The organism is Collinsella sp. LCP19S3_C9, from assembly GCF_052121575.1.
In the GTDB taxonomy this organism is placed as follows: Bacteria; Actinomycetota; Coriobacteriia; order Coriobacteriales; family Coriobacteriaceae; genus Collinsella.
In genome coordinates this window covers 202,044-226,271 of record NZ_JBQKDZ010000002.1, presented here as the reverse complement: position 1 = coordinate 226,271, position 24,228 = coordinate 202,044, and the positions used below count along the sequence as shown (strand labels likewise).

Sequence of the window (24,228 nt, the reverse complement as noted above, 5' to 3'; positions counted from 1 at the left end):
GAGCGCGCCAGGTCCATCGCCCTCCACAGCCTGGGGGCCCCGCGGCTCGCCATGTCGTAGAAGTCGCAGGCCCTGCCGCATACGGGGCAGCGGCGCTGCTCGCGCTTGTGGGGCCGGACGCTCACGACGATGCGCTCGGCCTCGATGCGCGCGCCCAGGACGACCGTGCGGGCCAGACCGAGGGCGAGAAGTAGTAGACTCTTCATGCGTCACGCCTCTTCGGTTGTCTGAATTTGGCTTAGCAATCATAGGCGGATGACGCGGAAACGGCCCCTCCCGGGGCCGTTTCAGTTCCAGATCGTTGTTTTCGCCCGCTGAGCTGGGCCTATGCCGGAATCTCTCCCACAGAAACCACCGAAGAGCCAAAAACAATCATTCGATGCAGCCCTTTCTGCTGGCATAAAAAGCGTGGCCGAGGGCGGTGATGCCCTGGCCACGCTCGTGTTCTATAACGGTGCGCGTCCTAACGGTCGGCGAGCGGCTTGTACTCCAGTGGCTCGATTACCGGACGGTATGCCGGGCGAATAATACGATGCGCGCAGAAGAGCTCTTCCATGCGGTGCGCCGACCAGCCTGCCATGCGCGCGACGGCGAACAGCGGCGTAAAGAGCGTCTCGGGCACGCCGAGCATCTTGTAAATAAAGCCTGTATACAGGTCGATGTTGGCACAGATGGGTTTGGTCATGCCGTGGTCCCGCATCACCTGCGGCGCTAGGCGCTCAATACGCTCGATGAGCGCGAACTCCTCGCCCAGGTCCTTCTTGGCGGCCAGCGTGCGCGCGTAGTGGCGGCAGACCTCGGCGCGCGGGTCGCTGAGCGTGTAGACGGCATGTCCCATACCGTAGATGAGCCCCGTGCCGTCGAAGGCCTGCTTGTCCAAGATCTTGCCCAGATAGGAAGCGACCTCGTCGTCGTCTTCCCAGTTGGAAACGTGCGCGCGAATGTCCTCGTGCATGGATACGACCTTGGCGTTGGCGCCGCCGTGGCGTGGGCCCTTGAGCGAGCCGATGGCCGCGGCGTAGGCCGAATACGGGTCGGTGGCCGACGACGACAGTACGCGGCAGGCGAACGTGGAATTGTTGCCGCCGCCGTGCTCGGCATGGAGCATAAGCATCACGTCGAGCAGCATCGCCTCGTCGCGGGTAAACGCCATGCCGCCGCGCAGCACCTGCAAAATGGTCTCGGCCGTGGACAGGCCGGGCGTGGGGTGCGGCACATGCACCTCGGAGCCGCGACGCTTGGCGACCGAAGCCATGTGCGCGAAGGCGGCAATACGGGGCAGACGGGCGAGCATGGAGATGGCAACATCGATCTCGTGCTCGGGGGTGATCACGTCGGGCTCGGCGTCGAAGGCATAGAGCAGCAGCACGGCGCGCTGAAGCACGTTCATGATGCTCGACGACACCGTGGTCATCGGGAATTCCTTAACGTACTCGTCGCTCAGGTGCCTAAACGCGCCCAGACGCCCGCAAAAGCCGTCGAGCTCATCCTTGTTGGGCAGCGAGCCCGTGATGAGCAGGTAGGCGACTTCTTCGTAGCCGTAGCGGTTCTCGGCCTGGGCATTGTTGACCAGATCTTCGATGCTGTAGCCACGAAGCGTGAGCTTACCCTGATCGGGCACAGCCTTTCCGTCGACCTTGTTGTAGCCGTGCACGTCCGAGATACGGGTGAGGCCCGCGACCACGCCCGATCCGTCGGCATTGCGAAGACCGCGCTTAACATTGTGCTCGACAAACAGGCCCTCGTCATAAGGCTCGGTGGGCATGCCGTAGTATAGATTTTCGCTTTCGGGCGAAATCTGGCGGCTTGCTTCGTAGTCCAAGACCAGGCGGCTCAGGTGGTCGTCGAAGCGGTAATAGATTTTCTTGGCGTCGTAGGCCATGCGCGCTCCTCTCCGGGCTATGTGGCGACGTTGCGCCTGGGCGCACGTTGGGCCGTCGTCACGCAGCCTGTTCGCTACAGGCGGTACATAAAGTTAAAGACGTCCTCGCGCTGGATGGACACGTTGACGCCCGAAAGCTCGCCGGCCTCGGCCAGGGCCTTCTGCAGCTCGGCGAAGTCGAGCTTGGACTCGGCGGTGTCGGCCAGCATGGTCATGGTGAAGATGTCCTCGATAATGGACTGCGTAATGTCGCGGATGTCGACATTGGCTTCGCCCAGGACGCGGGTGACGCCGGCGACAATGCCGGGGCGGTTCTTGCCAAGGACGGTGATGACGATACGGGAGGACGAGATCTCGGCCATGGGAAACCCTTTCGCGTGTTAGCGGCGCGCGGCGGCGCTCCGCTACGGTACAGTGTTCATCATTGTACCTGTCCCGTGCAAAAAGGGGCACCTTTGCTGCGGCGTTACACGTCTGCAACATGGAGCGCTTGTCTCGTAGGGTGTATTTTTGGCACCTTGGACAGCTCGGGCGGCTCTGTTGGCGCCGCGATCGGGCAGATTCACCTGTGTACTCCGGCGTAAAGACCGTGAACCTTTTGTGGGACGCTCGGCGCCGTGGTACCATAGCCGAGTTTGTTGTCTTGGTCGGAAACCAAGACGCCTTATGCGCTGATCGGTAACCAGCGCCTGACCAATAAGGAGTCCTACCATGAAGCAGGGTATCCATCCCCAGTATGTCGAGTGCACGGTGACGTGCTCCTGCGGCAACACCTTCAAGACGCACGCTACCGTGTCCGAGATGAGGGTCGAGCTTTGCAACGAGTGCCACCCGTTCTACACCGGCCAGCAGAAGTTCGTCGACACCGGTGGACGCGTCCAGCGCTTCGCCGACAAGTTCGGTGGCGCTGCTGCCGCCCAGCTCAAGAAGGCCGAGGAGGCCAAGGCTGCCAAGGCCGCCAAGGCTGCTGAGGCCGAGGCCGCTCGCAAGGCCGCCGCTGAGGCTAAGGCTGCCGAGAAGGCCAAGCGTGCCGCTAAGTTTGCCGAGGAGGCTGCCAAGCAGGCCGCCGAGGCTCCCGCAGAGGCTCCCGTCGAGGAGGCCGCTGCCGAGGCCGAGACCACCGAGGCTGCTGAGTAAATAGCTCGCCGAGGAATCGCTCGCATTCATGGCAAAAGGGCCGTGCACCCAATTGGTGCACGGCCCTTTTCTTATCGACGCAAAGTAGCACGTCCTCTTTGCACCGAACGGTGGGGATTTTTCGTTTGCCCAGATAAAACCTGCCAAAATAAACCTGTCCCTTTTTGGCAGGTAACCGATAGGAGGCTACGTGGACACATCGACGTCCTTGGGCAATCGCGAGCTCGCGGTGGCAAAGAAGCGTGCGCTCGATGCTGCCTATTTTAGGAAGGGTATCGCTGTCGCGGCGCTTTCGAGCTGCATGTATGCGCTGTACACGGCCTTTGTTACCGCCGGTCAGCTCTTTGGCGTTTGGGCCGGTTGGTTCGATGCATTTGCTCCCTCCGGCCTTTTGGCGGTATTCATCTTGCCCACGATCGCCTCGGGCGTCAATGACGTGTTGAGTGCCGTCTGGGCCACGTTTTTCACTGCCGGTCAGGGCAAACTCGCCGACCTAGGCCGCTGCATCGCCTCAAAGCCCGGCGTCATCGTTATCGCCGCCGCCTTCATTGGCGGGCCCATCGCTTCTGCCGCCTACGTTATCGCGCTTTCGCAGGCAGGCACGCTTGCCGTGCCCATCGCCGCGCTCAACCCCGCGATCGGTGCGGTGCTCGCCCGCGTGCTCTACCGACAGCCGCTTAGCCCCCGTGTCGTCACCGGCATCGTTGTCTGCGTGGTCGCCGGCGCTATGATCGGTAGCGCCGGCCTGAGCGGGCAGGCATCTTTCGGCATGGCGCTTGGCTTGGGCCTGGCGCTGTTAGCCGCCCTGTGCTGGGGCGTCGAGGGATGCGTGGGCGGCCGCGCCACCTGCATGATCGATCCTCAGATCGCCATCAACATCCGTCAGCTTGTCTCGGGCGTCGGCAACCTGTGCTTGGTACTGCCGGCCCTAACCTTGGCATGCGGAGAGCCCCTTGGTCAGAGTTACGTCCTTGTCGCCCAAGCGCTCACCGACAAATCCTCCGTCGTGTTTTTCGCCTGCTCCGGTTTTGCCGCCTACTTTTCGTTTATGAGCTGGTATCGCGCCAACTCCATGTGCGGCACGGCGCTGGGCATGGCCATCAACGGCACCTATACCTTTACAGCGCCGCTGTTTACGTGGATTATCGTCGGCCTGGTCTTGGGCTTTGACGGCTACGCGCTTCCGTCCGTTGCATGGGTGGCGGCCGTCGTCAACCTCGTCGGCATTTGCCTGATCGCCGTGAATCCCCTCGACATGGTTAAAAAGGACGGTGATCGGGATGCTTCCGCTTAACTATGCCATGCTCGATTATTTTGTTTGCCATGACGAGGCTTGCGTCGACGATGTGATGGCCGATCTCGCGGCCGAGTATGCATCGTTTGCCGCCTTTGCAAGGCCGCGCATGCAGGAGGCGCTCATGACCGCGCACAAGAATGGCCTGATTGACGAGGCGCGCTTTGATTTGGATGCCGAAGGCGAGCTTCGCGTCTACTATCGGGCGAGCGCCGAGCAGCGCAAAGTTATCGGCGCTTATCTGGGCCGTAGCCATTAAAAATAAAACGCCCTTTTTGGCAGGTCGGTCGTAGTTATTACGTGGGGGATGAGGTCGAGCGTATAGCGTGCGCCCCGTTTGGCTAAAGTACAACTATCTGTGTTTAACTCGCCCAGTGCAGTGCGCTACGGGCGATGGCCAAAAAAGGAAAACCACATGGGATTCATGTCAAAGCTGCTCTCCTTTGGATCCGATAAGGACCTTAAGCGCTACTACAAGATCGTTGACCAGATCAACGGGCTTGAGCCTCAGTTTGAGAAGATGACCGAGGAGGAACTTCGCGGCCAGACCGATAAGTTCCGCGAGCGTTATGCTAACGGCGAGTCGCTTGACGACATGCTCCCCGAGGCCTTTGCCACCGTGCGCGAGGCTTCAAAGCGCATCACGGGCATGCGTCACTTTGACGTACAGCTCATCGGCGCCATGGCGCTGCACGAGGGTCATATCGCCGAGATGAAGACCGGCGAAGGCAAGACGCTCGTCTCCACCCTGGCCGGCTATCTTAACGCCATCGCCGGCAAGGGCGTGCATGTCGTTACCGTCAACGACTACCTGGCAAAGCGCGACTCCGAGTGGATGGGCCGCATCTACAAGTATTTGGGCATGACCGTCGGCCTGCTGCAGAACAACATGCCGCTCGAGCTTAAGCGCCCGGCCTACCAGGCCGATGTCACCTACGGCACCAACTCCGAGTTTGGCTTTGACTACCTGCGCGACAACATGGTCACCCGCCCCGAGCAGCGCGTCCAGCGCGGCCACAGCTACGCTATCGTCGACGAGGTCGACTCCATCCTGATCGACGAGGCCAGGACCCCGCTGATCATCTCGGGCGCCGGCACCAAGTCGGCCAGCACCTACAAGGACTTCGCGCGCGCCGTGCGCGGGCTGGAGCGCGGCGAGGACGTGTCGCACGATATGCTCACCGCCACCGAGGACGTGGAGCCCACGGGCGACTACGTCATGGACGAGGCCAAGCACACCATTGCCGCCACCGAGCGCGGCCTCAAGAAGATCGAGCGCCGCCTGGGTATCGAGGACATCTACGCCGACCTTTCGGGCCAGCTGGTCAACCACCTGCAGCAGGCGTTGAAGGCCCAATACATGTTCCACCGCGACAAGCAGTACGTCGTTACCAACGGCGAGGTCAAGATTGTCGATGAGTTCACCGGCCGCATCATGGAGGGCCGTCGCTATTCCGAGGGCCTGCATCAGGCTATCGAGGCCAAAGAGGGCGTGCTCGTGCGCGAGGAGAACCAGACCCTTGCCACCATCACCCTGCAGAACTACTTCCGTCTGTATGACAAGCTCTCCGGCATGACCGGTACGGCGCTTACCGAGGACGCCGAGTTCCGCGAGATCTACAAGCTGCCCGTCGAGGTCATTCCCTCCAACAAGCCCGTGCAGCGTGTCGATCACGAGGACCTGGTGTACCGCACCATCCAGGCCAAGTACAACGCCGTTGCCAATGATGTCGAGCAGCGTCACGCCAAGGGCCAGCCGGTCCTGGTCGGTACCGTCTCCATCGAGAGTTCCGAGAAGCTGTCGGCAGCCCTTACCAAGCGCGGCATCGCACACGAGGTCCTCAACGCAAAGCACCACGAGCGCGAGGCTCATATCGTGGCCCAGGCCGGTCGTTACGGCGCCGTGACCATCGCTACTAACATGGCCGGTCGTGGTACCGACATCCTGCTGGGCGGCAACCCCGACGAGCTGGTGCGCGAGCGCCTGGAGTACGAGGGCCTGACCATGGAGGACGTGACGCCCGAGCAGCTCGAGCAGTTTAACGCCGAGGCCAAGGAGACCTGCAAGGCCGAGCGCGAACGCGTGCTTGCCGCCGGCGGCCTGACCGTCATCGGCACCGAACGCCATGAGTCCCGCCGTATCGACAATCAGCTGCGTGGCCGCTCCGGTCGTCAGGGCGATCCGGGCGAGACCCAGTTCTACCTGTCGCTCGAGGACGATCTGATGCGCCTGTTCGGTGGCGACAAGATGGACCGCGTCTCCAAGATGATGGTCACGGCAGAAATGGGCGACGACATGCCCATCCAGCACAAGATCATCTCCAAGGCCGTCGAGAGCGCCCAGCACAAGGTCGAGAGCATCAACTTCTCCATGCGCAAGAGCGTTCTTGAGTACGACGACGTGATGAACAAGCAGCGCCAGGTTATCTACGCCGAGCGCAACAAGATTCTGGACGGTAAGGACCTGACCGACCACATCACCGAGGTCATGCACGACACCGTGTACCGCTGCGTGCAGGAGTTTTGCGCTAAGGACAGCCACGACGGCGAGCGCGACCTCGATGGCCTGCGCAAGTGGGTTGTGGAGCTGACCGGCCATATCGATACGCCCAAGTTCCCCGACGAGGATTACGAGGCCCTTGCTGCCGATGTCCTGGCCTACGTCGAGAAGTGCTACAACATGAAGGCCGAGCGCCTGGGTGAGGACCTCATGCGCGAGCTCAACACCCAGGTCATGCTGCGCGTCATCGATACCCGCTGGATGAACTACCTGCAGGAGATGGACTACCTCAAGACCGGTATCGGCCTGCGCGGCTTTGGTCAGCGCGACCCGCTGGTCGAGTACAAGACTGAGGCCTATGGTGCCTTCCAGATGCTCGTTGACACCATGTACGAGGATTACCTGCGCACCGTCCTGCGCATCGAGATCAAGGCCGCCCCGCAGGCTGTGGAGCGCAAGGAGGACCCCGCGCTCGAGGGTGCGCGCTTCTCCGGCCCCGCCGACGTCGATGGCGACAACGGCAACTCGGTCCTGCGCAAGGAGGCACGGGCACAGGCTCGCACGGCCGTCCAGGGCGGACCGGCAGCTGTCAACAACGGCGCTAAGGTGACCACCTACCGCAAGTCCGAGAGCGACGACCCGTATGTCAACGTGGGTCGCAACGAACCGTGCCCTTGCGGCAGCGGCAAGAAGTTCAAGTACTGCCACGGCAGGAATCGTTAATGGCGGATGCTTTAGAGGTAACGCCCGCCGAGCTGGACGCGTTTGCGGACCGGCTCGGCGAGGTTGAGTCGTATCTTCATTTGGACGAGAAGCGCACCCACGTGACCGAGCTTGAGGCCAAGAGCGTCGCTCCCGGCTTTTGGGACGACGCCGATGACGCTCGCGCCACGATGGAAGAGATTGCGCGCGCCAAGGAGGATATCGCCGCCGTGGATACCGCGCGCGGCGAGCTCTCCGATGCCCGCGCGGCGCTGGAACTTGCCGAGGAAATGGGCGATGACCCCGATGCCGCTGCACTGCGTGAGGAGGCTGCCGCCACGGCTGATCGTCTGGCGCGCGCCATCGATGAGCTCGAACTTTCGAGCTGGTTTACCGGCGAGTTCGATCACGGTGACGCGATTGTGACTATCAAGCCCGGACAGGGCGGCTTGGAGGCGCAGGACTGGACCTTCATGCTCTTTAAGATGTACATGAAGTACTGCCAGCGCCGCGGCTGGAAGGTCACCATCAACGATTGCCCCGCTGCCGAGGTCATTGGCATTGATCGCGCGACCTTTACCGTTGAGGGCAAGGATGCCTTCGGTATGCTTCGTGCCGAGGCCGGCGTTCACCGTTTGGTGCGCATTAGCCCCACCGATGACAAGAAGCGTCGACAGACTACGTTTGCCGGCGTCGAGGTCATTCCGGTGCTGCCCGACGATATCGATATCGAGATCAACCCCGACGATATCCGCGTCGACGTGTACCACGCAAGCGGCCCGGGCGGCCAGGGCGTCAACACCACCGACTCCGCCGTGCGCGTGACGCATTTTCCCAGCGGCATTGTAGTGACCTGCCAAAATGAGCGCAGCCAGATTCAGAACAAGGCCGCGTGTATGCAGATTCTCAAGGCCCGTCTGTACGAGATTGAGCTCGAGAAGCGCGCCGAGGCGCTCGACGAGATCCGCGGTCCCAAGACCACGATTGGCTTTGGCAACCAGATCCGCAGCTACGTGCTCTATCCGTATCAGATGGTCAAGGACCTGCGCTCGGGCGTGGAGACCAGCAACGTCGACGCCGTTCTCGACGATGGCGACTTGGATCCGTTTGTGATCGGCTACCATCGCTGGGCTACCGGCAATGCTGATGCGGAGTCTCCGTCCGCTTAAGCCCCGGGTGAGTCACGGACCGACACTAAACTCTGGACAGGCGGTTTTATATCCAGAGCAAACCCGCCGCGGGGTGGTTTTTCCTCGGCGAATCGGTAGAATCAAATACGGTAAGAAGTTCAAAGCGCACCCAAGGGGGTGCGCTTTTTTGAGGGAGGTAGCATGGCATATCGTCTGGATATCAAGCGCATTCTTTCAATGAACTTCTTCCGCGATCTACCCCAGATCATGCTTGGGTGCGCTTTGGCGGCCATCGCGACCGACCTGTTTTTGATTCCCAACGGTCTTGCCGCCGGTGGCGTTACGGGCCTTGCGACTATTATCCAGGCGGTCGGTGCCGCGCGGGGCGTGTCGCTGCCCGTCGGTATCCAAACCATCGTGATGAATGCCTTGCTGTTGCTGGTCGTCATGCGCGAGGGCGGCATGTTCTATGTGGTACAGACGGCGACAGGCTTTGTGCTACTGGGCTTCTTTACCGACCTGTTTGCCCCGTTTGTAGCGCCTCTGGCAGATGCAGACCTGATGCTTCCCGCTATGTGGGGCGGCATTATCACGGGCATTGGTTACGGCATGGTGTTACGCGCCGGCGCCAACACCGGCGGCTCCGACACCATCGGCCAGATTATCTCACGTAATACCTCGCTGCCGGTGGGTTCGACCGTCATGGCGATCGATGTCGCCGTATGCGCGGCATCGGCCCCCGTCTTCTCTCTAGAGAACGCGCTGTATGCAGGGCTTTCGATGGTAATTAGCGGCTATGTGATCGACGCTGTGGTCGATGGCGGCAACAAGCGCCGTATGGTGCTCATCATCTCGGAGAATTTCCCCGATATCGCGGCCGATATCATGTATGGCCTGGGTCGCGGCTGCACTAAATTTAAGGCGACCGGCATGTATTCGGGCGCTGAGAAGCCGGTGATTATGGTGATCGTTAGCCGCCGCGAGCTCAATACACTCAAGACCATCGTGCGCGAGCGCGATCCTCAAGCTATCGTGACGGTCGCCGACGTTACGGAAGCCTTCGGTGAGGGGTTCAAGGACATTAACGCGTAGGGCAGACTGCGCTCCATCCAAAAGACGTTCACATTGATAAACCGATTCATCAGCGGGTCTGCCAGCTAAATTATTCAAATAATGATAAAAACTCTGGTAAAGCCTTCAGTTTCCAGCATAATGAATGGCGCACGTGCATTGCGGCTGGGTTGGGATTACCTTCTGCGCCGTGCGCATCTTGTCTAAAGAGGATGAAAGGAAGGCACAATGAGCGACGAAGAGCTCAAAAAAGTTGCCAACGAGGTAAGGAAGGGCATCGTCACCGGCGTGCACGCTGCCAAGTCCGGCCATCCGGGCGGTTCGCTCGGCTCTGCCGACATCATGACTTATCTGTACTTTGAGGAAATGAATGTCGACCCGGCCGATCCTCGCAAGGCCGACCGCGACCGCTTTGTGCTCTCCAAGGGCCATTGCGCTCCGGGTCTGTACGCCGTGCTCGCCGAGCGCGGATTCTTCCCCAAGGAGGACCTCGAGACGCTGCGCCATATCGGCAGCCACCTGCAGGGCCACCCCAACATGAACGACACCCCGGGCGTCGACATGTCCACCGGCTCGCTGGGCCAGGGCATCTCCGCCGCCGTGGGCATGGCCGTCGCCGCCAAGCACTGGGGCGATACTTACCGCACGTACGCCCTGCTGGGCGACGGCGAGAGCGAGGAGGGCCAGGTCTGGGAGGCCGCCATGTTTGCCGGCAATCAGCAGCTCGACAACCTCTGTGTGATCGTTGACCACAACGGTCTGCAGATTGACGGTCCCGTCGAGGAGGTCAACGATCCCATGCCGCTCGCCGACAAGTTCCGCGCCTTTAAGTTCCACGTGGTGGAGCTCGCCGACGGCAACGACTTCGGTCAGATTCGCGCCGCCTTTGCCGAGGCTCGCGCCACCAAGGGTCAGCCTACCGCCATTATCGCCGAGACCATGAAGGGCAAGGGCGTTTCCTTTATGGAGAACCAGGTTGGTTGGCACGGCAAGGCCCCCAACGATGAACAGTTTGAGCAGGCCATGGCAGAGCTCACGGCCGCCGGAGAGGAGCTCTAGGATGGCAGACGTCAAGAAAATCGCCACGCGTGTAAGCTACGGCGAGGCCCTCGTTGAGCTCGCTGCCGAGCACGACGACTTTGTGGTCCTCGACGCCGACCTGGCTGCCGCCACGCAGACCGGTAAGTTTAAGGCCGCCTGCCCCGACCGCTTCTTCGATGTGGGCATTGCCGAGAGCAACCTGATGGGTGTCGCCGCCGGTATCGCGACCACCGGTCGTACTGCCTTTGCGAGCACCTTTGCCATGTTTGCCGCCGGCCGCGCTTTTGAGCAGGTCCGTAACTCCATCGGCTATCCGCACCTCAACGTCAAGATCGGCGCCACGCACGCCGGTATTTCGGTGGGCGAGGACGGTGCCACGCACCAGTGCTGCGAGGATATCGCCCTTATGCGTGTTATCCCTGGCATGACCGTGATTGTCCCGGCCGACGACGTGGAGGCCCGCGCCGTGGTCCGCGCCGCCTACGAGTGCGACGGCCCCGTGTACATGCGCTTTGCCCGTTTGGCCTCGCCGGTCATCAACGACCCCGAGACCTACAAGTTCGAGCCGGGCCGCGGCATCGTCATGCGTGAGGGCGCCGATGTGACCATCATCGCCTGCGGCCTGATGGTTGGCGAGGCTCTCGAGGCTGCCGAGCAGCTCGCTGCCGAGGGCATCGACGCCGAGGTCATCAACATGCACACCATTAAGCCCATCGACGCCGATCTGATCGTCAAGAGCGCCGCCAAGACCGGCCACGTCGTGACCGTCGAGGAACACTCCGTGATCGGTGGCCTGGGCAGCGCCGTTGCCGACGTGCTCTGCGAGCAGTGCCCGACGCCGCTCAAGAAGATTGGCGTCAACGACACCTTTGGCGAGTCCGGCCCGGGCGCCGAGCTCCTGCACAAGTACGGCCTGGATGCCGCCAACATCGTGGCAACCACCAAGGAGTTCTTGGCCTAGGGCAAGACGAGGCAAAGTATCGCTTCAGCAACCGTAAGCAAGCCAGAACAGGGGCGCCCCCAAAGAGGGCGCCCCTGTTTTTGTCGGTAACAAACAAATCAGGCCCGCACCAAGCAAGGGCTTCCTCCGGGAAGCGGGCCCAGACCAGCAAAGTGCAACTCAGCCCTTCCAACTTTGTATATGCAGCACCCCAAGAAAAACGCGGCGACTCCTTAGTAGCCGCAGGCCGCGCACAGGGCTACCTCCCAAATCTTTCCGCAGGACGGAGGAGTCCCCGCAGCGCGAAGCGCGCGGCGGGGACTCCGACATGTCCGAGGACGATTTGGGAGGTAGCCCTGTGCGCGGCCGGTGAGACCAAAACCCTGCCATGCTTCTTATGTGCAGTGAAGCTAATGCTGCTAAAATACAAAGCGCTCATGTAGTTTAAACGCACGATGATAAGGAGCACCAGTGGGTAACCACTTCCGTACCTCCGGTGCGGGCGATGAGGCCCCCAAGACACGGCAAGGTGTCCCGGGCACACGTTTCGCCACTCCGGATTCAGAGGGCCAGCATATTGCCCAGGCCCCCGCACAGCCGGCAGATCAGGCACGGCCGGCATCCGATCCCTTTGCCTACAATCCCTCCAGCGATGCCGAGCTTTCCGCCGCTGCGGGCTTTGAGCCCGTCCAAAAGGTGACTGCTCGCGTGAACCAGCCTCAGACGTCAGCCGAGCCTCAGCCGACCATGGCGGGCATTCCCGATCCCATGGTTCCTGCTACGCCCGCGCCTCAGCCGGCGCAGTCCGGCCTCTTTGCCGGCATTCCCGATCCTACGCAGCCCGCTGCGCCCATGGTCGAGAATGATCAGGCTGCCGAGGTCGCAAGTCTTGACAATGCGCTCAACAACCCCGATTTTACGTCGGTGTTCGCGCCTATCGATCCGCAGGCAAGTCGCAAGAAGATGGCCAAGCAGGCCGGTGTCGAGCCCGTCATTCTGATGGAGCATGTCACCAAGATCTACCCGGCACAGCCCAACAAGCCCGCACTCGACGACATCAACATCGAGATCTATCCGGGTGAGTTCGTCTTCTTGGTCGGTCATTCCGGATCGGGTAAGACCACGCTGCTTTCCACGCTCAACCGTGATGTCAGGCCTACGAGCGGTCGCATTTTGGTCGCCGGTCAGGATCTCATGAAAATCAAGAACCGCAAGGTTCCCTTCCTGCGCCGCCAGATTGGCGCCGTGTTCCAGGACTTTAAGCTTCTGCCGCAAAAGACCGCCTATGAAAACGTGGCGTTTGCCCTGCAGTGCATAGGCAAGCCCAAGGGCGTCATTCGCAGCCAGGTGCCCGAGGTACTGCGCCTGGTCGGCTTGGCCGATCAGATGGACTCGCTGCCCGATCAGCTTTCCGGCGGCGAGCAACAGCGCGTGGCCGTCGCCCGCGCCATGGTCAACCGTCCGCCGCTGCTGATTTGCGACGAGCCAACGGGCAACCTCGACCCGGCAATTTCGCTCGGCATCATGAAGCTGCTCGAGCGCATTAACCGTACCGGCACGACCGTGATCGTGGCTACCCACGATCGCGAGATGGTCGATAGTATGCATCGTCGCGTGATCGCCCTCGAGGGCGGCCACGTAATCCGCGACCAGGAGAGGGGAGGTTACGGCAACTATGGCACCAACTAACGTGGGCTATTCGCTCAAAGAGGCAATGAGCCACTTCTTCCGTAACTGGACCACCTCGCTCGGCGCCGTCATCACGATTTTCCTTTCGCTGTTTATCATCGGCCTGTTCATCATGGGTTCCGCGATGCTGAACTCCGTGATTGGCACCGTTGAGGACCAGGTTGTTATCAACGCGTTTATTAGCGATGACGCCGACCAGGCCGACGTCCAGGCTTTCGAGAGTGAGCTCAAGACGTGGAACAACGTTAAGTCCGTGACCTATAAGGACAAGGACGACGCGCTGGCCGAGTACACGAGCAAGATGTCGGGTAACGCCGACGCCACTCTGAGCGCACTTGACGGCCAGAATCCGCTGCCTGCTTCGTTCGCGATCGAGATGGACGATCCGTCCCAGGTCGAGAGCACGGCCAAGAAGCTCAAGAAGAACTCCGATTTCCAGAAGATCGCGGATGACGGTGACGTTGACGCGAGCGTTCTGTACGGTCAGGAGGAAGTGAGCCGCCTGTTCCAGGTGACGAACTACATCCGCATCGCTGCCGTTGTGCTTGTTGGTTTGCTGACGTTTATCGCGTTCATCTTTATCAACAACACGATTCGCCTGTCGATTACGGCTCGCCGCCGCGAGATTGCTATCATGCGCCTGGTGGGCGCCAGCAATGGCTTTATTCGCGGTCCGTTTATCACCGAGGGCGTGCTGCAGGCCGTTTTGGGCTCGCTGCTTTCCATCGGTGTTTTGGAGCTGCTTCGCAACCTGTTGGTTCCGCGTCTTCAGGAGAGCATTGGCTGGATGTCGTTTGCGCTGCCGATGCAATACTACCTGGTGACGTATGCCGCACTGATCCTGGTCGGCGTGATCATCGGTCTCTTTGGTTCCGCCATTGCCATGCGTCGCTACCTGCGCGTGTAGGCACAGCTGGAATTAGTTTTGCTAACGGGCCGTCCCGCTCTGGGGCGGCCCGTTTTTTGATCCCGTGCGACGGAGGAAAAGGGCTCACCGGCAGTTCGGCTTGTCTCGATAATTCGATTTTCTCCGTCACATAGGGATCATGACGCGAGGTGCGTGCCCTGTTGTCGATTGGGTAGACTCTTTGATGCGTGCGGTTTAGGCCTGCACGGTGTTTTGACATGATGCGGTTGCGCCTGCGGGCCCCGCAACAGATAGTAAGGAGGCGCCATGGGGCGCAATAACAAACATAAGCGTAGCGCTCGCAACAAGCGCGCGCCGGTGCGTAGCGAGCGGCGTCCCAGCCTGACGGGCCGCGTGCAGCTCCATGAGCATAGCGCCTATGTTGTCACCGATAATGGCGACTATAAGGTTATGGGTCGCGGCAAGCGCGAGATTATGGACGGCGACATCGTGGCCGTGAGCATTAAGACCGGACCGCGCGGCGATCGCCGTGCCGTGATCGAGGGCGTTGTCGAGCGCGCGGCCATAAGCGTGGTGGGCACGTATCAGACGGCAGGCCCGCTCGGTGTGATCGAGCCGCTTGATTCGCGTCTCAAGGCCGATTTCTTTATGTTGCCCGAGGATACTTCGGCGGAGCGTTTGGGCGTGCATCCGGGCGATGCAGTCGTCGCACGCATTTTGAGCTATCCGACACGCTTGGAATCGGGCACCGTGACTCTTGAGCGCCGTATTGGCGGCGACGATGCACCCGACTTGGGCGTTCAATATGTCATGGCTCGTTACGGCTATACCGATAGTTATCCCGAGACCGCCCTTGCCGAGGCCGAGGAGCTATCGCTCGACGTGGCGACAGCTCTTAAGGACCCACTTCGCCGTGATCTGCGCGACCGTTTTATCATCACGATCGATCCGGTCGACGCGCGCGACTTTGACGACGCCATCTCTTTGGAGCGCACGACGCAGGGCGGCTACAAGCTGGGTGTCCATATCGCCGATGTATCGCATTATGTGGCCTGGGATGGACACATCGACCTAGAGGCTCGCCATCGCACGACGTCGGTGTACCTTGCCGATCGCGTGCTCCCCATGTTGCCCGAGCGCCTGTCGAATGACCTGTGTTCCTTGCGCCCCGACGAGGATCGCCTGGCGTTTACCGTCGACATCGAGCTCGATGCGCAGGGGCACGTCCGCCACTACGATCCGTATCCCAGCGTGATTCGCTCGCGCGTGCGTATGGACTATGACGGTGCCGAGGCATTGCTGGTGCGTGCCGGTGCGGTGGAGTACTCCGTGTTGGAAGGTGCCGCCGAGGATGTTGCTGCAGCCGAGGCGTCGCGCGAGGAGGCGCTTGAGCGCGGTTTGACTTGCGAAGAGACTGCCCGCGACTACGACGTGGATCTGAGCGATTTCCTAGTCGCTGCCAACGAGCTTGCCGAGCGACGCCGTCGCATTCGCCGTGCGCGCGGCTCGGTCGACTTTGACACGGCGGAGATTCGCGCTTTGCTGGACGAGGACGGCATTCCCGTGCAGATCGTGGCCCGCGAGCGCTCGTGTGCCACGTCGCTCATCGAGGAAGCTATGCTGCTTGCCAACGAGTGCGTTGCCGAGTGGCTGGCAGACCGCGATATTGAGGCATGCTATCGCGTGCATGAGGATCCCAGCCCCGACAGCTTGCACGGGGCCGCTGTGGCGCTGGCGCAGCTGGGTATCATCGACGATCGCCGCGCGGCCGGCATTGCCCTGGGAAGTCCCGATGAGCTGCAGGCGGCGGTTGACGCTGCCGCTGGCACGGTAAATGCCCCGCTTGTCAACACGTTGCTATTGCGCAGTATGCAGCGCGCGCTGTACAAGCCGCGCAACGAGGGCCACTTTGCGCTCGCCGCGCCGTGCTACTGCCACTTTACGAGCCCTATCCGACGCTATCCGGACCTTGTTGTCCATCGCGTGCTCAAATTGCAGCTGGCGTATGAGCAGCTGGGCGGCAAGGATGCCTTGGCGCGCACGCCGCGGCTGATCGGCAAGGGTCGCGAGTCGCTGCCGCGCATCTTGCCGCAGATTTGCCGTGCATGCAGCGATGCCGAGCGTGCGGCCGACGCCGCCAGCCATGCGACGCAAAAGATCAAGATTGCCCAGTATTACGAGGATCGTCTGGGCGAGCGCTATGCCGGAACCATTTCGTGGGTCAGCAGCATGGGCCTCTTTGTGCGCCTCGACCTGACACAGGTCGAGGGCTTGGTCTCGATTAAGAGCTTGGGAAGCGAGTGGTTCGAGTTTGACGAGGACGCGCTCACGTTGACGGGTGCCGACACGGGGCGCCGTTTTGAGTTGGGGCAACGCGTGATCATCGAGGTCTCGCGCGTCAACACGACCCGCGGGCACTTGGATTTCAGGCTTATTCATTAGCCGGAATTTGGTGATTGATAGAGAACGGGGCGGTCTTTTGGGGCTGCCTTTTTTGTGGCGGTTCAATCGTCTTGCCGCTCGCGCGCTTGCGTCTTCCGCCTGCTGCAGGGGAGATAAAACCTACCAAAATAAACCTGTCCCTTTTTGGAAGGTTTACGAGAGAGCGGGGATGAGATGACAACGGTGTACGGGTATGCGCGGGTGAGCTCGCGTGATCAAAATCTGAATCGGCAGCTGGATGCGCTGGGCGCCTATGGCGTGGAACCGGCGAATATCTTTGCCGACCATGCGAGTGGCAAGGACTTCGATCGACCGCGGTATCGCGAGCTGCTGTGCGCGTTGGATTCCGGCGATGTGCTGGTGGTACTTTCCATTGATCGGCTGGGCCGTAACTACAGCGAGATCCTCGAGGAATGGCGGTGCATAACCAAAGAGCTCGGCGCCGCCATCGTGGTGCTGGACATGCCATTGCTCGACACGCGCGCCAGAGACTGTGGTGGGTCGGACGTGACGAGTACGTTGATTGCCGATATTGTTTTGCAGCTGCTGAGCTATGTGGCGCAGGTGGAGCGCGAGAACATCCACCGGCGCCAAGCCGAGGGCATTGCGGCGGCGCGAGCGCGCGGCGTGCGCTTTGGCCGGCCCCGCAAGCCCTGTCCCCCGCAATTCGAGCTGGTACGCGATGCCTACGAGGCGGGTGATATCACGCGGAGTCAGGCGGCAAAGCGGCTAGGCGTGTGCGTGGGGACGTTCGATCGCTGGATGCGCGAGATGGAGTAGGGGCGCCACGGTCCTTTGGCGCCCCGATTCGAACATATTGGATTTCGCTACGGCGACAACTGCATTTGGGGGTACACTCGCTGCTGCTCAAAAAATGACGGAGGTTAGCCCTTGGCGCGTGTGAAGCACATAGTCGGATGGATTTCGATTGTCCTGCTGGTCGTGACGCTGGCAAGTATTTGGATGCTGACGGAGCAAAACGTGGAGCAGACGTCGTCGCTCAGCGAGTCCACCGCGCGTGCGGTGGAAGGACGGGCCGCGGACGTGCGGCCCGACGCCACGCAGGAGTTCCAGGCGGGGGATGCCGTCGAGGGCACGGATTCAACGACTGCCACTGTTCATCCCGACCCGCTTGCGCCCGTTCGTCTGTGGATGGGTGCCAACATTCGTCGCGTCGCACATACCGTTGAGTTCTTCTTTGTAGGACTTTTTGCTTCGGCGACAGTGGCATGCCTGGGCGAGTGCCTGCCATGCGCGCGATTCCGGTACGTACTCGCTCTGCTCTTTTGCGCCGTCTGCTCTGTCGGTGACCAAGTGCACAAGATCTTTGTTCCTGGTCGTCATTTCGACATGATCGACCTGGGCTTCGATGCCGCGGGTTACGTTGTCGCCATGCTGTTGGTGCTGTTGGCCGCCGCGCTGGTTCAGCGCGCGACCTGTCCCATTGGCGCCCATGCGAGGCGCTAACTTCAAGATGGAAAATCGCGACCGCCTGTACGTCGGCGCTGGTTACAATATCGGCATCGGTCGCAGATGGCCATCGATGCGCTGTTTGCCAGACACTTGTCTTTTCTAAGAAGGGAATCCCCATGGCAGTGCTGTTTGTTGAATACCCCAAATGCTCGACGTGTAAAAAGGCCAAGGCCTGGTTGGACGAGCATGGGGTTGAGTACGTCGATCGCGATATTGTTACAGACAATCCTTCGGCTGAGGAACTTGCGACCTGGATTGCTCGTTCGGGGCTGCCGGTGCGACGCTTCTTTAACTCGTCGGGCATGAAATATCGAGATCTTGGTCTGAAAGCGCGCCTGGATGCGGGTATGACGGACCAGGAATGCTGCGAGCTGCTGGCGACTGACGGCATGCTGGTTAAGCGCCCGCTGCTGGTGGGCGACGACTTTGCGATCCCCGGCTTTAGGGAAGCGGCTTGGACCGAGGCGTTGCTGTAGCGGCTTCGGAAAGTGCGTCCCATTTTGAGTGCTGATTCTGGGATGTGCTTTCCGGTTGAGGGCTCTATCGGACATGACATCCCGTTTCGAGCGCTGATTCTGGGACACGGTTTCCGGTTGAGGGCTCGACGGGAAAGTGGGGACCAGTTTGAGCTTGAAATCTGGGATGCGCTTTCTGCCGGCGGGCCTACTCCAGGGCGGGCCTGCCCCAGTCAGTCCTTCAGCTGCGCCCATTCGTGTGGGTCGTAGATCTTTACGTGCTTGTCGGGCGTGTCGCTCCAGTACTCTTCGTCCATAAAGGGCAGGTATGCCTGAATGCCGGGGCAGATAAACGGAATTCGTTGCCGCTGCCGCCGCTCTCGCTGCCGCCGCTCCAGGTTCGTCTCGGATATGACGGTCGGCATGCCGGACAGCTCGACGAGACTTGCCTGGATGCGCTTGAGGTCGGGGAGCGCCGCATGCCATGACGTCCGCATGATCAAAAGATACTTCGATTGTGTTGCCTGGTGCTATCGTTTTCGCGTTAGTATCTGCCAACGGTTGAGGGCTACCGCTCGCGGCGTTTTGCCCTTCGTGTACAGCGGTCGGCATCACAGGTCCTTCACGGGTTGGACGAAATTAGGCCAATTTGACCGAATTTTAAAAAAGTCAAAATTGGGGCTTGCGTCACGGAGCGACTTCCCGTATATTTCTTTCTTGCGCAAAGGCACAGCCGAGCGCAGCGATGCAATCATTGGGATGTCGTCTAATGGCAGGACAGCGGATTCTGGTTCCGTCAATGGGGGTTCGACTCCCTCCATCCCAGCCATTGCATTTGCTACATATGGCCCGTTCGTCTAGCGGTTTAGGACGCCGCCCTCTCAAGGCGGAGATCACCAGTTCGAATCTGGTACGGGCTACCACAAATTGAATGCCCGGGCCTCGCAAGAGACCCGGGTTTTGTGTATACACCGCATGTGTGGAATGAGCCGCGTTTCACCTGGACCGAGGAGTTGCCATGGACCTGCCCATCAGCCTAACTGACATTACGTATGCCGAGAATTACCTGGCGCAGGGAGACCTGGCCACGGCGACGCCGCTGCTGGAGCGTTTGGTGGAGCTCGCCGAGGAGTATATCGATGCCGAGTGCAAAACGGAGGAGAACCGCCAGTACTTTAGCTTCGATAGCAAGTTTGAGCGCCTGGCCTACCGCCGCGTGGAAAAGGATCCACGCGAGCTGGTGCAGGTCGAGGTGCCGTTTGACCGCCTGTACTCCGACATGGCGTTTGCCTACATCCGTCAGCAGGATTATGTGAGCGCCCGCAATGCCTTGATGCAGGCCGTGCGCTGGGACCCCATGAACTGCAACTACCGACTGGATCTGGCCGAGCTGTTCCGTGCGCTCGAGGACAAGCAGGAGTGGGCTTCGCTTTCGTTTTCGGTGCTGGAGCGTGCGAGTGACGGCAGGTGCGCCGCCCGCGCCTACGCCAACTTGGGCCAGTACTTTTTGGAGCCCGAGACCGAGAACGTCTCGGCGGCCGTGGGTTGCGCACGTCTGGCGCTGCGCTTGGCCCCTGGCGATTCACATACGACGCGCTTGCTCAGCAAGATCCATGCCACCTATCCGGATGCCGCCGACGAGAGTGATGAGCATGTGATGGGCGAGCTGGCGTTGCAGGGCGTACCGACCTCGCCTTCGGCCGAGATTGCCATTTGTCTGATTATGTGTGCGACCGACGCTGCGGGCGACGGTGACAAGCAGGAGGCTACACGCCTGACGGTCCGTGCCCGCGATCTGGTGGGCGAGGAGGCATGCGCGGCGATCATTAAGCTGGTGCGCGAAAGCGATGCCGAGCTCAACGCCGAGCGCAAGGCCAAACGCGAGGCCGCGAGCGGGAAAGCCGATGACGCCGAGGAGGCCGGCGATGCCCAGTAAGCGCGAGCGCAAGCTCATCTCCAAGAATCGTTCGGCGCATCACGAATACTTTATCGACGAGACATTCGAATGCGGCATTGAGTTGAGCGGTACCGAGGTCAAGTCGATTCGCGAGCGCGCCTGTCAGATTACCGATACTTTTGCGCTGATTCGCGGCGGCGAGTGCTGGCTGGTGGGTTTGCACATCCATCCCTATAGTCACGGTGGCGTGTGGAACCGTGATCCCGATCGCCGGCGCCGTCTGCTGCTGCATCGCAAGGAGATTGATTTTCTTGACGGCAAACTACGCAACCGCGGCTATGCACTGGTGCCGCTCGAGCTCTACTTTAATGCCGATGGTCGCGTTAAGCTGCTGTTGGGCCTGGGCCGTGGCAAAAAGCTCTATGACAAACGCGAGGACATGGCCAAACGTGACGTTCAGCGCGAAATCGATCGCGCGCTTAAGGAGCGTAATCGCTAAGGGTTGATATCCGGGCGGGCGGGGATGTTCATCCATCACTGTTGTCGTACTCCCGGTCTGCTCCTCGCAAGTTGCGGTGGAATAGTTCCTGTTTGTTGGGTATCCAGGCTTAAACAGGGACTTTTTCACCGCAACTGCGTGTGGCTCATTTTTCTTACCGTTCTGACACATATGTCTCATTGTGGGTATATACGTCTGCAAGGCTCAATTCCGAGTTAGGGGAGTGATCGTTTTGGATAAAACTGCGTTCTTTACGATGCCGTGCGGGCTGTATGTGGTGAGTGCCGCGGCAGATGGATCGCGCGCCGGCTGCATTATCAACACCGCAGTGCAGGTGACGTCCACGCCGCCGCGCATTTCGGTTGCCGTGAACAAGGAAAATGTCACGTCTAGCGTTATCTCGTCTGCCAAGGCCTTTGCGCTGACCGTGATCGATCAGACGGCCGATATGCCCTACATTGGTAACTTTGGATTCCGTACCAGCAGCAACTATGACAAATTTGCCAAGTACGAGACGCGCGAGACCGCACTGGGCATGCCCTATGTTCCCGAGCATGCGGCAGCCTTGTTTAGCTGCCGTTTGATCGACACAGTGGATGTGGGCACGCATCTACTGTTTATCGGCGAGGTCGAGGATGCCGAGCGCCTGAGCGACGAGACGCCGCTCACCTACGATTACTACCATAAGGTCCTGAAGGGCAAGACGCCGCCCAAGGCGTCTTCGTACCAAGGGTAGAAATGCGGTAAAACCGCTTGCATTATATTATTAAGAATGTATACTAATAAGCAAAGTACACCAGCAGCCACGTTCGAGAGGAGAACATCATGGCCGAGGAAAAGAAGACGTACAAGTTCGTGTGCACCGTTTGCGGTTACGAGGTAGAGGTCGACACGCCCGAACTGCCCGAGGATTACGTGTGCCCGGTGTGTGGCGTCGGTCCCGATCAGTTTGAGCTCGTCGAGGAGTAGCTCGTAGACACACGACTTGCAGCAACATATAGCTCTGTCCAAGGGCCCCGGTCGGATATCCCGGCCGGGGCCCTTTTCCTCCGTCCCCAAGGGATCACGGCTGCTATTAGCCGATCCTGTCTGTTGTGAGTCCGGCCGACCTTTTGTCTTAACCTGCAACATCTAACGGCTCAAAACGGGTCTTCCTGTTACAGAACGAGACAAACCAAAACCATCATTCTCAAAATCTCAATCTATAACATTTAGGCACGTAAACCCCCTCTACTTGTTACAGATCGAGACAAAAGGTTGGGGCTGAAGAAATATCTCGATCTGTAACATCTGGGCGCGGAAATTGGGTCCACTTGTTACAGATCGAGACAAACTGAAACTATCTCTCAGAAAATCTCAATCTGTAACATCTAAGGGTTCAAAACGGGTTCACGTGTTACAGATTGAGACGTTATATCTGGACAGTCACGCCATCCCATTACATCCCCGTTAGCAGCACGATGTCGAGAATCGTCACGATGACACCGATCCCTACGAGCAACGCGTTGAGCGGGCGCGAGTTGGCGTATTTGCCCATGACGCGGGGCGAGCTGGTGAGTCGTATGAGCACAAAGACCGTAATCGGCAGCTGAAGCGACAACAGTGCCTGACTCCAAATGAGACCCTCAAAAGGATTCGGGACGATCAGGCACGCCGCCACTGCGCCGACGAAACAGGCCGCCACTCCGATCGAGGAATGTCGGTCGTGGATGTCGTATTCCTCGTCGAATATGCCCGCGGTGATGGTGCCCGCCGCCATGCCCGCCGTCACGCTACTCGATATGCCCGCAAACAGCAGTGCCACCGCAAAGATGGTCGAGCTTGCCGGGCCCAGAATGGGGGAGAGCGTGGCCGCTGCGACGGCGAGGTCGTCTACGACAATGCCGTGCGCAAAGAAGGTCGTTGCGGCCAGGATGACCATGGCCGAGTTGATTGCCCAGCCCACACCCATCGAAAAGAGCGTGTCGAAGAGCTCGTAGTGCAGGCGTTCTTCGATAACCTGCTCGCCTTGGCCTTCGAAGTGCATGGATTGGATGACCTCGGAGTGCAGGAAGAGGTTGTGGGGCATAACGACCGCGCCTAGGACACTTACGATAATCGCGACTGAGCCGGTGGGCATACTGGGTGTGATCCAGCTTGTGGCGGCTTGCGGCCAGTCGACCTTGACCAGCAGAAGCTCGGCTAAAAACGAAAGTCCCACCACGCCCACGAAGGCGATGATCCAGCGTTCGGCGCGTTTGTAGGAGCTTGTCATGAGCATGACAATCGATGCCGCCGCCACGATGATGCAGCCGGCACGTACGGGCAGGCCAAAGAGCATTTGAAGTGCAATCGCACCGCCCAGGACTTCGGCCATGGCGGTGGCGACCGTGGCTAGATACGCGCTGCCGAGTATCGCACGCCCGACGAGGCGGGGCAGGTGGCGCGTCGTGGCCTCGGCAAGACACATGCCCGTGGCGATGCCCAAGTGAGCCGCGTTGTGTTGCAGCATGATGAGCATGATCGTGGACAGCGTGACGATCCACAGCAGCGCGTAGCCAAACTGCGAGCCGGCAGCCATATTGGAGGCCCAATTGCCCGGGTCGATAAAGCCGACGGTCACGAGCAGCCCGGGGCCGATATGCCGTGCGATGTCGAGTCCGCCGTGGCCGCCGGTGCGCGGGGAGCCAAAGTGATGTTTGAGATGGTCGATCATGGTGCACTCCTGCGTGCCGTTTGTTTGACGCCGCAAAGGATACCCGTTTTAGGCTCAAAATTTGACCATGACTAACAAAATTGTTGTATTTGAATAGGGTGGTAAAAGGGGGTTGCCGAAATGTCTCGATCTGTAACAACTAGGGATGGTAATTGGGCCTAGGTGTTACAGATCAAGACAGGAAGAAATGGTCCTATGGAAAATCTCGATCCGTAACAGCTGACCGCCAAAACCGGCCCTTCATGTTACAGGTTGAGACATTCGGAACCGTCTCTCGAGAACATCTCAATCTGTAACAGTTAGTCGTCGAAATTGGGTCTTCCTGTTACAGATTGAGATGTTTGAAGCGGTGAGCTTACAGGCCGAACCTGGGGCCCTCGTTGTTGCCCTTGAGGTCGGCGGTGTCCACTCGTAGGGCGTGCGTTACGCAATTGTTTCGAAACGGGCGGGAAACACAATGGGCCAGCGATGCTTCTAGTATGCCTATTCAACTGACTGTCTAAATATCTAGGG

General features: G+C 60.1%; 22 protein-coding genes, 2 tRNA genes and 1 pseudogene. 20 read left to right on the top strand and 5 right to left on the bottom strand.

Annotated features, from left to right (window positions below; translation table 11 throughout):
* The 3 genes and pseudogenes from ACTQXI_RS01940 to ACTQXI_RS01930 form a co-directional block, all read right to left on the bottom strand.
* Window positions 1–206: pseudogene (locus ACTQXI_RS01940) on the bottom strand (hypothetical protein); the annotation flags it as partial.
* A 257-nt stretch (window positions 207–463) separates the two neighbouring features.
* Window positions 464–1,882, bottom strand: a complete 1,419-nt coding sequence (locus tag ACTQXI_RS01935; protein ID WP_441048324.1) for a citrate synthase — start codon at window positions 1,880–1,882, stop codon at window positions 464–466.
* 74 nt (window positions 1,883–1,956) lie between these two features.
* Entirely contained in the window at window positions 1,957–2,244 is a 288-nt protein-coding gene (locus ACTQXI_RS01930; protein ID WP_006235289.1) for an ACT domain-containing protein, read from the bottom strand.
* Window positions 2,245–2,593: 349 nt separating this feature from the next.
* Between ACTQXI_RS01930 and rpmE the strand changes: the two genes are divergently transcribed.
* The 14 genes from rpmE (at window position 2,594) to ACTQXI_RS01860 (ending at window position 18,645) form a co-directional block, all read left to right on the top strand.
* Entirely contained in the window at window positions 2,594–3,019 is a 426-nt protein-coding gene (gene rpmE, locus ACTQXI_RS01925; protein ID WP_154516018.1) for a 50S ribosomal protein L31, read from the top strand.
* Window positions 3,020–3,209: 190 nt separating this feature from the next.
* Window positions 3,210–4,313 carry a hypothetical protein gene (locus tag ACTQXI_RS01920; RefSeq protein ID WP_441044638.1) on the top strand — a complete coding sequence of 368 codons (1,104 nt, stop codon included), beginning with the start codon at window positions 3,210–3,212 and terminating at the stop codon, window positions 4,311–4,313.
* Window positions 4,300–4,572 carry a hypothetical protein gene (locus ACTQXI_RS01915; RefSeq protein WP_441048323.1) on the top strand — a complete coding sequence of 91 codons (273 nt, stop codon included), beginning with the start codon at window positions 4,300–4,302 and terminating at the stop codon, window positions 4,570–4,572. The genes ACTQXI_RS01920 and ACTQXI_RS01915 overlap by 14 nt, the downstream gene beginning before the upstream one ends.
* Before the next feature lie 156 nt (window positions 4,573–4,728).
* Window positions 4,729–7,536 (top strand): preprotein translocase subunit SecA, encoded by a 2,808-nt coding sequence (secA, locus tag ACTQXI_RS01910; protein WP_441048321.1) that lies wholly within the window; start codon window positions 4,729–4,731, stop codon window positions 7,534–7,536.
* The gene (gene prfB / locus ACTQXI_RS01905; RefSeq protein ID WP_441048320.1) at window positions 7,536–8,684 is read left to right on the top strand and encodes a peptide chain release factor 2; all 1,149 of its coding nucleotides are present in this window, start codon (window positions 7,536–7,538) and stop codon (window positions 8,682–8,684) included. The genes secA and prfB overlap by 1 nt, the downstream gene beginning before the upstream one ends.
* Window positions 8,685–8,846: 162 nt before the next feature.
* The gene (locus tag ACTQXI_RS01900; protein WP_441048319.1) at window positions 8,847–9,737 is read left to right on the top strand and encodes a YitT family protein; all 891 of its coding nucleotides are present in this window, start codon (window positions 8,847–8,849) and stop codon (window positions 9,735–9,737) included.
* 207 nt (window positions 9,738–9,944) lie between these two features.
* Window positions 9,945–10,775, top strand: coding sequence for a transketolase (locus tag ACTQXI_RS01895; RefSeq protein ID WP_154516003.1), 831 nt, complete (start codon window positions 9,945–9,947; stop codon window positions 10,773–10,775).
* 1 nt (window position 10,776) lies between these two features.
* A complete protein-coding gene (locus tag ACTQXI_RS01890; RefSeq protein WP_441014998.1) occupies window positions 10,777–11,718 on the top strand; it encodes a transketolase family protein in 942 nt (313 codons plus the stop codon).
* A gap of 450 nt (window positions 11,719–12,168) precedes the next feature.
* Complete coding sequence (gene ftsE, locus ACTQXI_RS01885) at window positions 12,169–13,386, top strand: cell division ATP-binding protein FtsE (protein ID WP_441548214.1); 1,218 nt, start codon at window positions 12,169–12,171, stop codon at window positions 13,384–13,386.
* Entirely contained in the window at window positions 13,373–14,293 is a 921-nt protein-coding gene (gene ftsX, locus ACTQXI_RS01880; RefSeq protein WP_154515997.1) for a permease-like cell division protein FtsX, read from the top strand. The genes ftsE and ftsX overlap by 14 nt, the downstream gene beginning before the upstream one ends.
* Window positions 14,294–14,560: 267 nt before the next feature.
* Window positions 14,561–16,696 (top strand): ribonuclease R family protein, encoded by a 2,136-nt coding sequence (locus tag ACTQXI_RS01875; RefSeq protein WP_441548213.1) that lies wholly within the window; start codon window positions 14,561–14,563, stop codon window positions 16,694–16,696.
* A gap of 174 nt (window positions 16,697–16,870) precedes the next feature.
* Complete coding sequence (locus tag ACTQXI_RS01870; protein WP_427717749.1) at window positions 16,871–17,476, top strand: recombinase family protein; 606 nt, start codon at window positions 16,871–16,873, stop codon at window positions 17,474–17,476.
* Between the two features lie 120 nt (window positions 17,477–17,596).
* Window positions 17,597–18,163, top strand: coding sequence for a VanZ family protein (locus ACTQXI_RS01865; RefSeq protein WP_441548216.1), 567 nt, complete (start codon window positions 17,597–17,599; stop codon window positions 18,161–18,163).
* A 116-nt stretch (window positions 18,164–18,279) separates the two neighbouring features.
* Window positions 18,280–18,645: an arsenate reductase family protein gene (locus ACTQXI_RS01860; protein ID WP_441548215.1), complete on the top strand. Its 366-nt coding sequence runs from the start codon at window positions 18,280–18,282 to the stop codon at window positions 18,643–18,645.
* 212 nt (window positions 18,646–18,857) lie between these two features.
* On the opposite strand, the gene ACTQXI_RS01855 is transcribed toward ACTQXI_RS01860, so the two are convergent.
* Window positions 18,858–19,121: a hypothetical protein gene (locus ACTQXI_RS01855; RefSeq protein ID WP_441048315.1), complete on the bottom strand. Its 264-nt coding sequence runs from the start codon at window positions 19,119–19,121 to the stop codon at window positions 18,858–18,860.
* Window positions 19,122–19,379: 258 nt separating this feature from the next.
* On the opposite strand from ACTQXI_RS01855, the gene ACTQXI_RS01850 reads away from it, so the two are divergent.
* The 6 genes from ACTQXI_RS01850 to ACTQXI_RS01825 all read left to right on the top strand — a co-directional run bounded on the left by ACTQXI_RS01850 (window position 19,380) and on the right by ACTQXI_RS01825 (window position 21,989).
* Window positions 19,380–19,453, top strand: a tRNA-Gln gene (locus ACTQXI_RS01850).
* A 17-nt stretch (window positions 19,454–19,470) separates the two neighbouring features.
* A tRNA-Glu gene (locus tag ACTQXI_RS01845) sits at window positions 19,471–19,547 on the top strand.
* Window positions 19,548–19,642: 95 nt separating this feature from the next.
* Window positions 19,643–20,560, top strand: a complete 918-nt coding sequence (locus ACTQXI_RS01840) for a hypothetical protein (RefSeq protein ID WP_441048314.1) — start codon at window positions 19,643–19,645, stop codon at window positions 20,558–20,560.
* On the top strand, window positions 20,550–21,020 hold the full coding sequence (smpB, locus tag ACTQXI_RS01835; protein WP_196025254.1) for an SsrA-binding protein SmpB: 471 nt from the start codon (window positions 20,550–20,552) through the stop codon (window positions 21,018–21,020). The genes ACTQXI_RS01840 and smpB overlap by 11 nt, the downstream gene beginning before the upstream one ends.
* 232 nt (window positions 21,021–21,252) lie before the next feature.
* Window positions 21,253–21,756 carry a flavin reductase family protein gene (locus tag ACTQXI_RS01830; RefSeq protein ID WP_117743517.1) on the top strand — a complete coding sequence of 168 codons (504 nt, stop codon included), beginning with the start codon at window positions 21,253–21,255 and terminating at the stop codon, window positions 21,754–21,756.
* Between the two features lie 89 nt (window positions 21,757–21,845).
* Window positions 21,846–21,989 (top strand): rubredoxin-like domain-containing protein, encoded by a 144-nt coding sequence (locus ACTQXI_RS01825; protein ID WP_035137395.1) that lies wholly within the window; start codon window positions 21,846–21,848, stop codon window positions 21,987–21,989.
* 469 nt (window positions 21,990–22,458) lie between these two features.
* Here ACTQXI_RS01825 and ACTQXI_RS01820 read toward each other — a convergent pair whose 3' ends face one another.
* Window positions 22,459–23,715: an Nramp family divalent metal transporter gene (locus ACTQXI_RS01820; RefSeq protein WP_441548212.1), complete on the bottom strand. Its 1,257-nt coding sequence runs from the start codon at window positions 23,713–23,715 to the stop codon at window positions 22,459–22,461.
* Between the last annotated feature and the right edge of the window lie 513 nt (window positions 23,716–24,228).

Excerpts from the sequence above, each read along its gene's own strand:
- ACTQXI_RS01900 (WP_441048319.1), top strand. The coding sequence starts at position 8,847 with ATGGCATATCGTCTGGATATCAAGCGCATTCTTTCAATGAACTTCTTC.
- ACTQXI_RS01915 (WP_441048323.1), top strand. The coding sequence starts at position 4,300 with ATGCTTCCGCTTAACTATGCCATGCTCGATTATTTTGTTTGCCATGAC.
- ACTQXI_RS01930 (WP_006235289.1), bottom strand. The coding sequence starts at position 2,244 with ATGGCCGAGATCTCGTCCTCCCGTATCGTCATCACCGTCCTTGGCAAG.
- ACTQXI_RS01895 (WP_154516003.1), top strand. The coding sequence starts at position 9,945 with ATGAGCGACGAAGAGCTCAAAAAAGTTGCCAACGAGGTAAGGAAGGGC.
- ACTQXI_RS01840 (WP_441048314.1), top strand. The coding sequence starts at position 19,643 with ATGGACCTGCCCATCAGCCTAACTGACATTACGTATGCCGAGAATTAC.
- secA (WP_441048321.1), top strand. The coding sequence starts at position 4,729 with ATGGGATTCATGTCAAAGCTGCTCTCCTTTGGATCCGATAAGGACCTT.
- ftsX (WP_154515997.1), top strand. The coding sequence starts at position 13,373 with ATGGCACCAACTAACGTGGGCTATTCGCTCAAAGAGGCAATGAGCCAC.
- rpmE (WP_154516018.1), top strand. The coding sequence starts at position 2,594 with ATGAAGCAGGGTATCCATCCCCAGTATGTCGAGTGCACGGTGACGTGC.
- ACTQXI_RS01855 (WP_441048315.1), bottom strand. The coding sequence starts at position 19,121 with ATGCGGACGTCATGGCATGCGGCGCTCCCCGACCTCAAGCGCATCCAG.
- prfB (WP_441048320.1), top strand. The coding sequence starts at position 7,536 with ATGGCGGATGCTTTAGAGGTAACGCCCGCCGAGCTGGACGCGTTTGCG.
- smpB (WP_196025254.1), top strand. The coding sequence starts at position 20,550 with ATGCCCAGTAAGCGCGAGCGCAAGCTCATCTCCAAGAATCGTTCGGCG.
- ACTQXI_RS01825 (WP_035137395.1), top strand. The coding sequence starts at position 21,846 with ATGGCCGAGGAAAAGAAGACGTACAAGTTCGTGTGCACCGTTTGCGGT.
- ACTQXI_RS01890 (WP_441014998.1), top strand. The coding sequence starts at position 10,777 with ATGGCAGACGTCAAGAAAATCGCCACGCGTGTAAGCTACGGCGAGGCC.
- ACTQXI_RS01870 (WP_427717749.1), top strand. The coding sequence starts at position 16,871 with ATGACAACGGTGTACGGGTATGCGCGGGTGAGCTCGCGTGATCAAAAT.
- ACTQXI_RS01820 (WP_441548212.1), bottom strand. The coding sequence starts at position 23,715 with ATGATCGACCATCTCAAACATCACTTTGGCTCCCCGCGCACCGGCGGC.
- ACTQXI_RS01875 (WP_441548213.1), top strand. The coding sequence starts at position 14,561 with ATGGGGCGCAATAACAAACATAAGCGTAGCGCTCGCAACAAGCGCGCG.
- ACTQXI_RS01935 (WP_441048324.1), bottom strand. The coding sequence starts at position 1,882 with ATGGCCTACGACGCCAAGAAAATCTATTACCGCTTCGACGACCACCTG.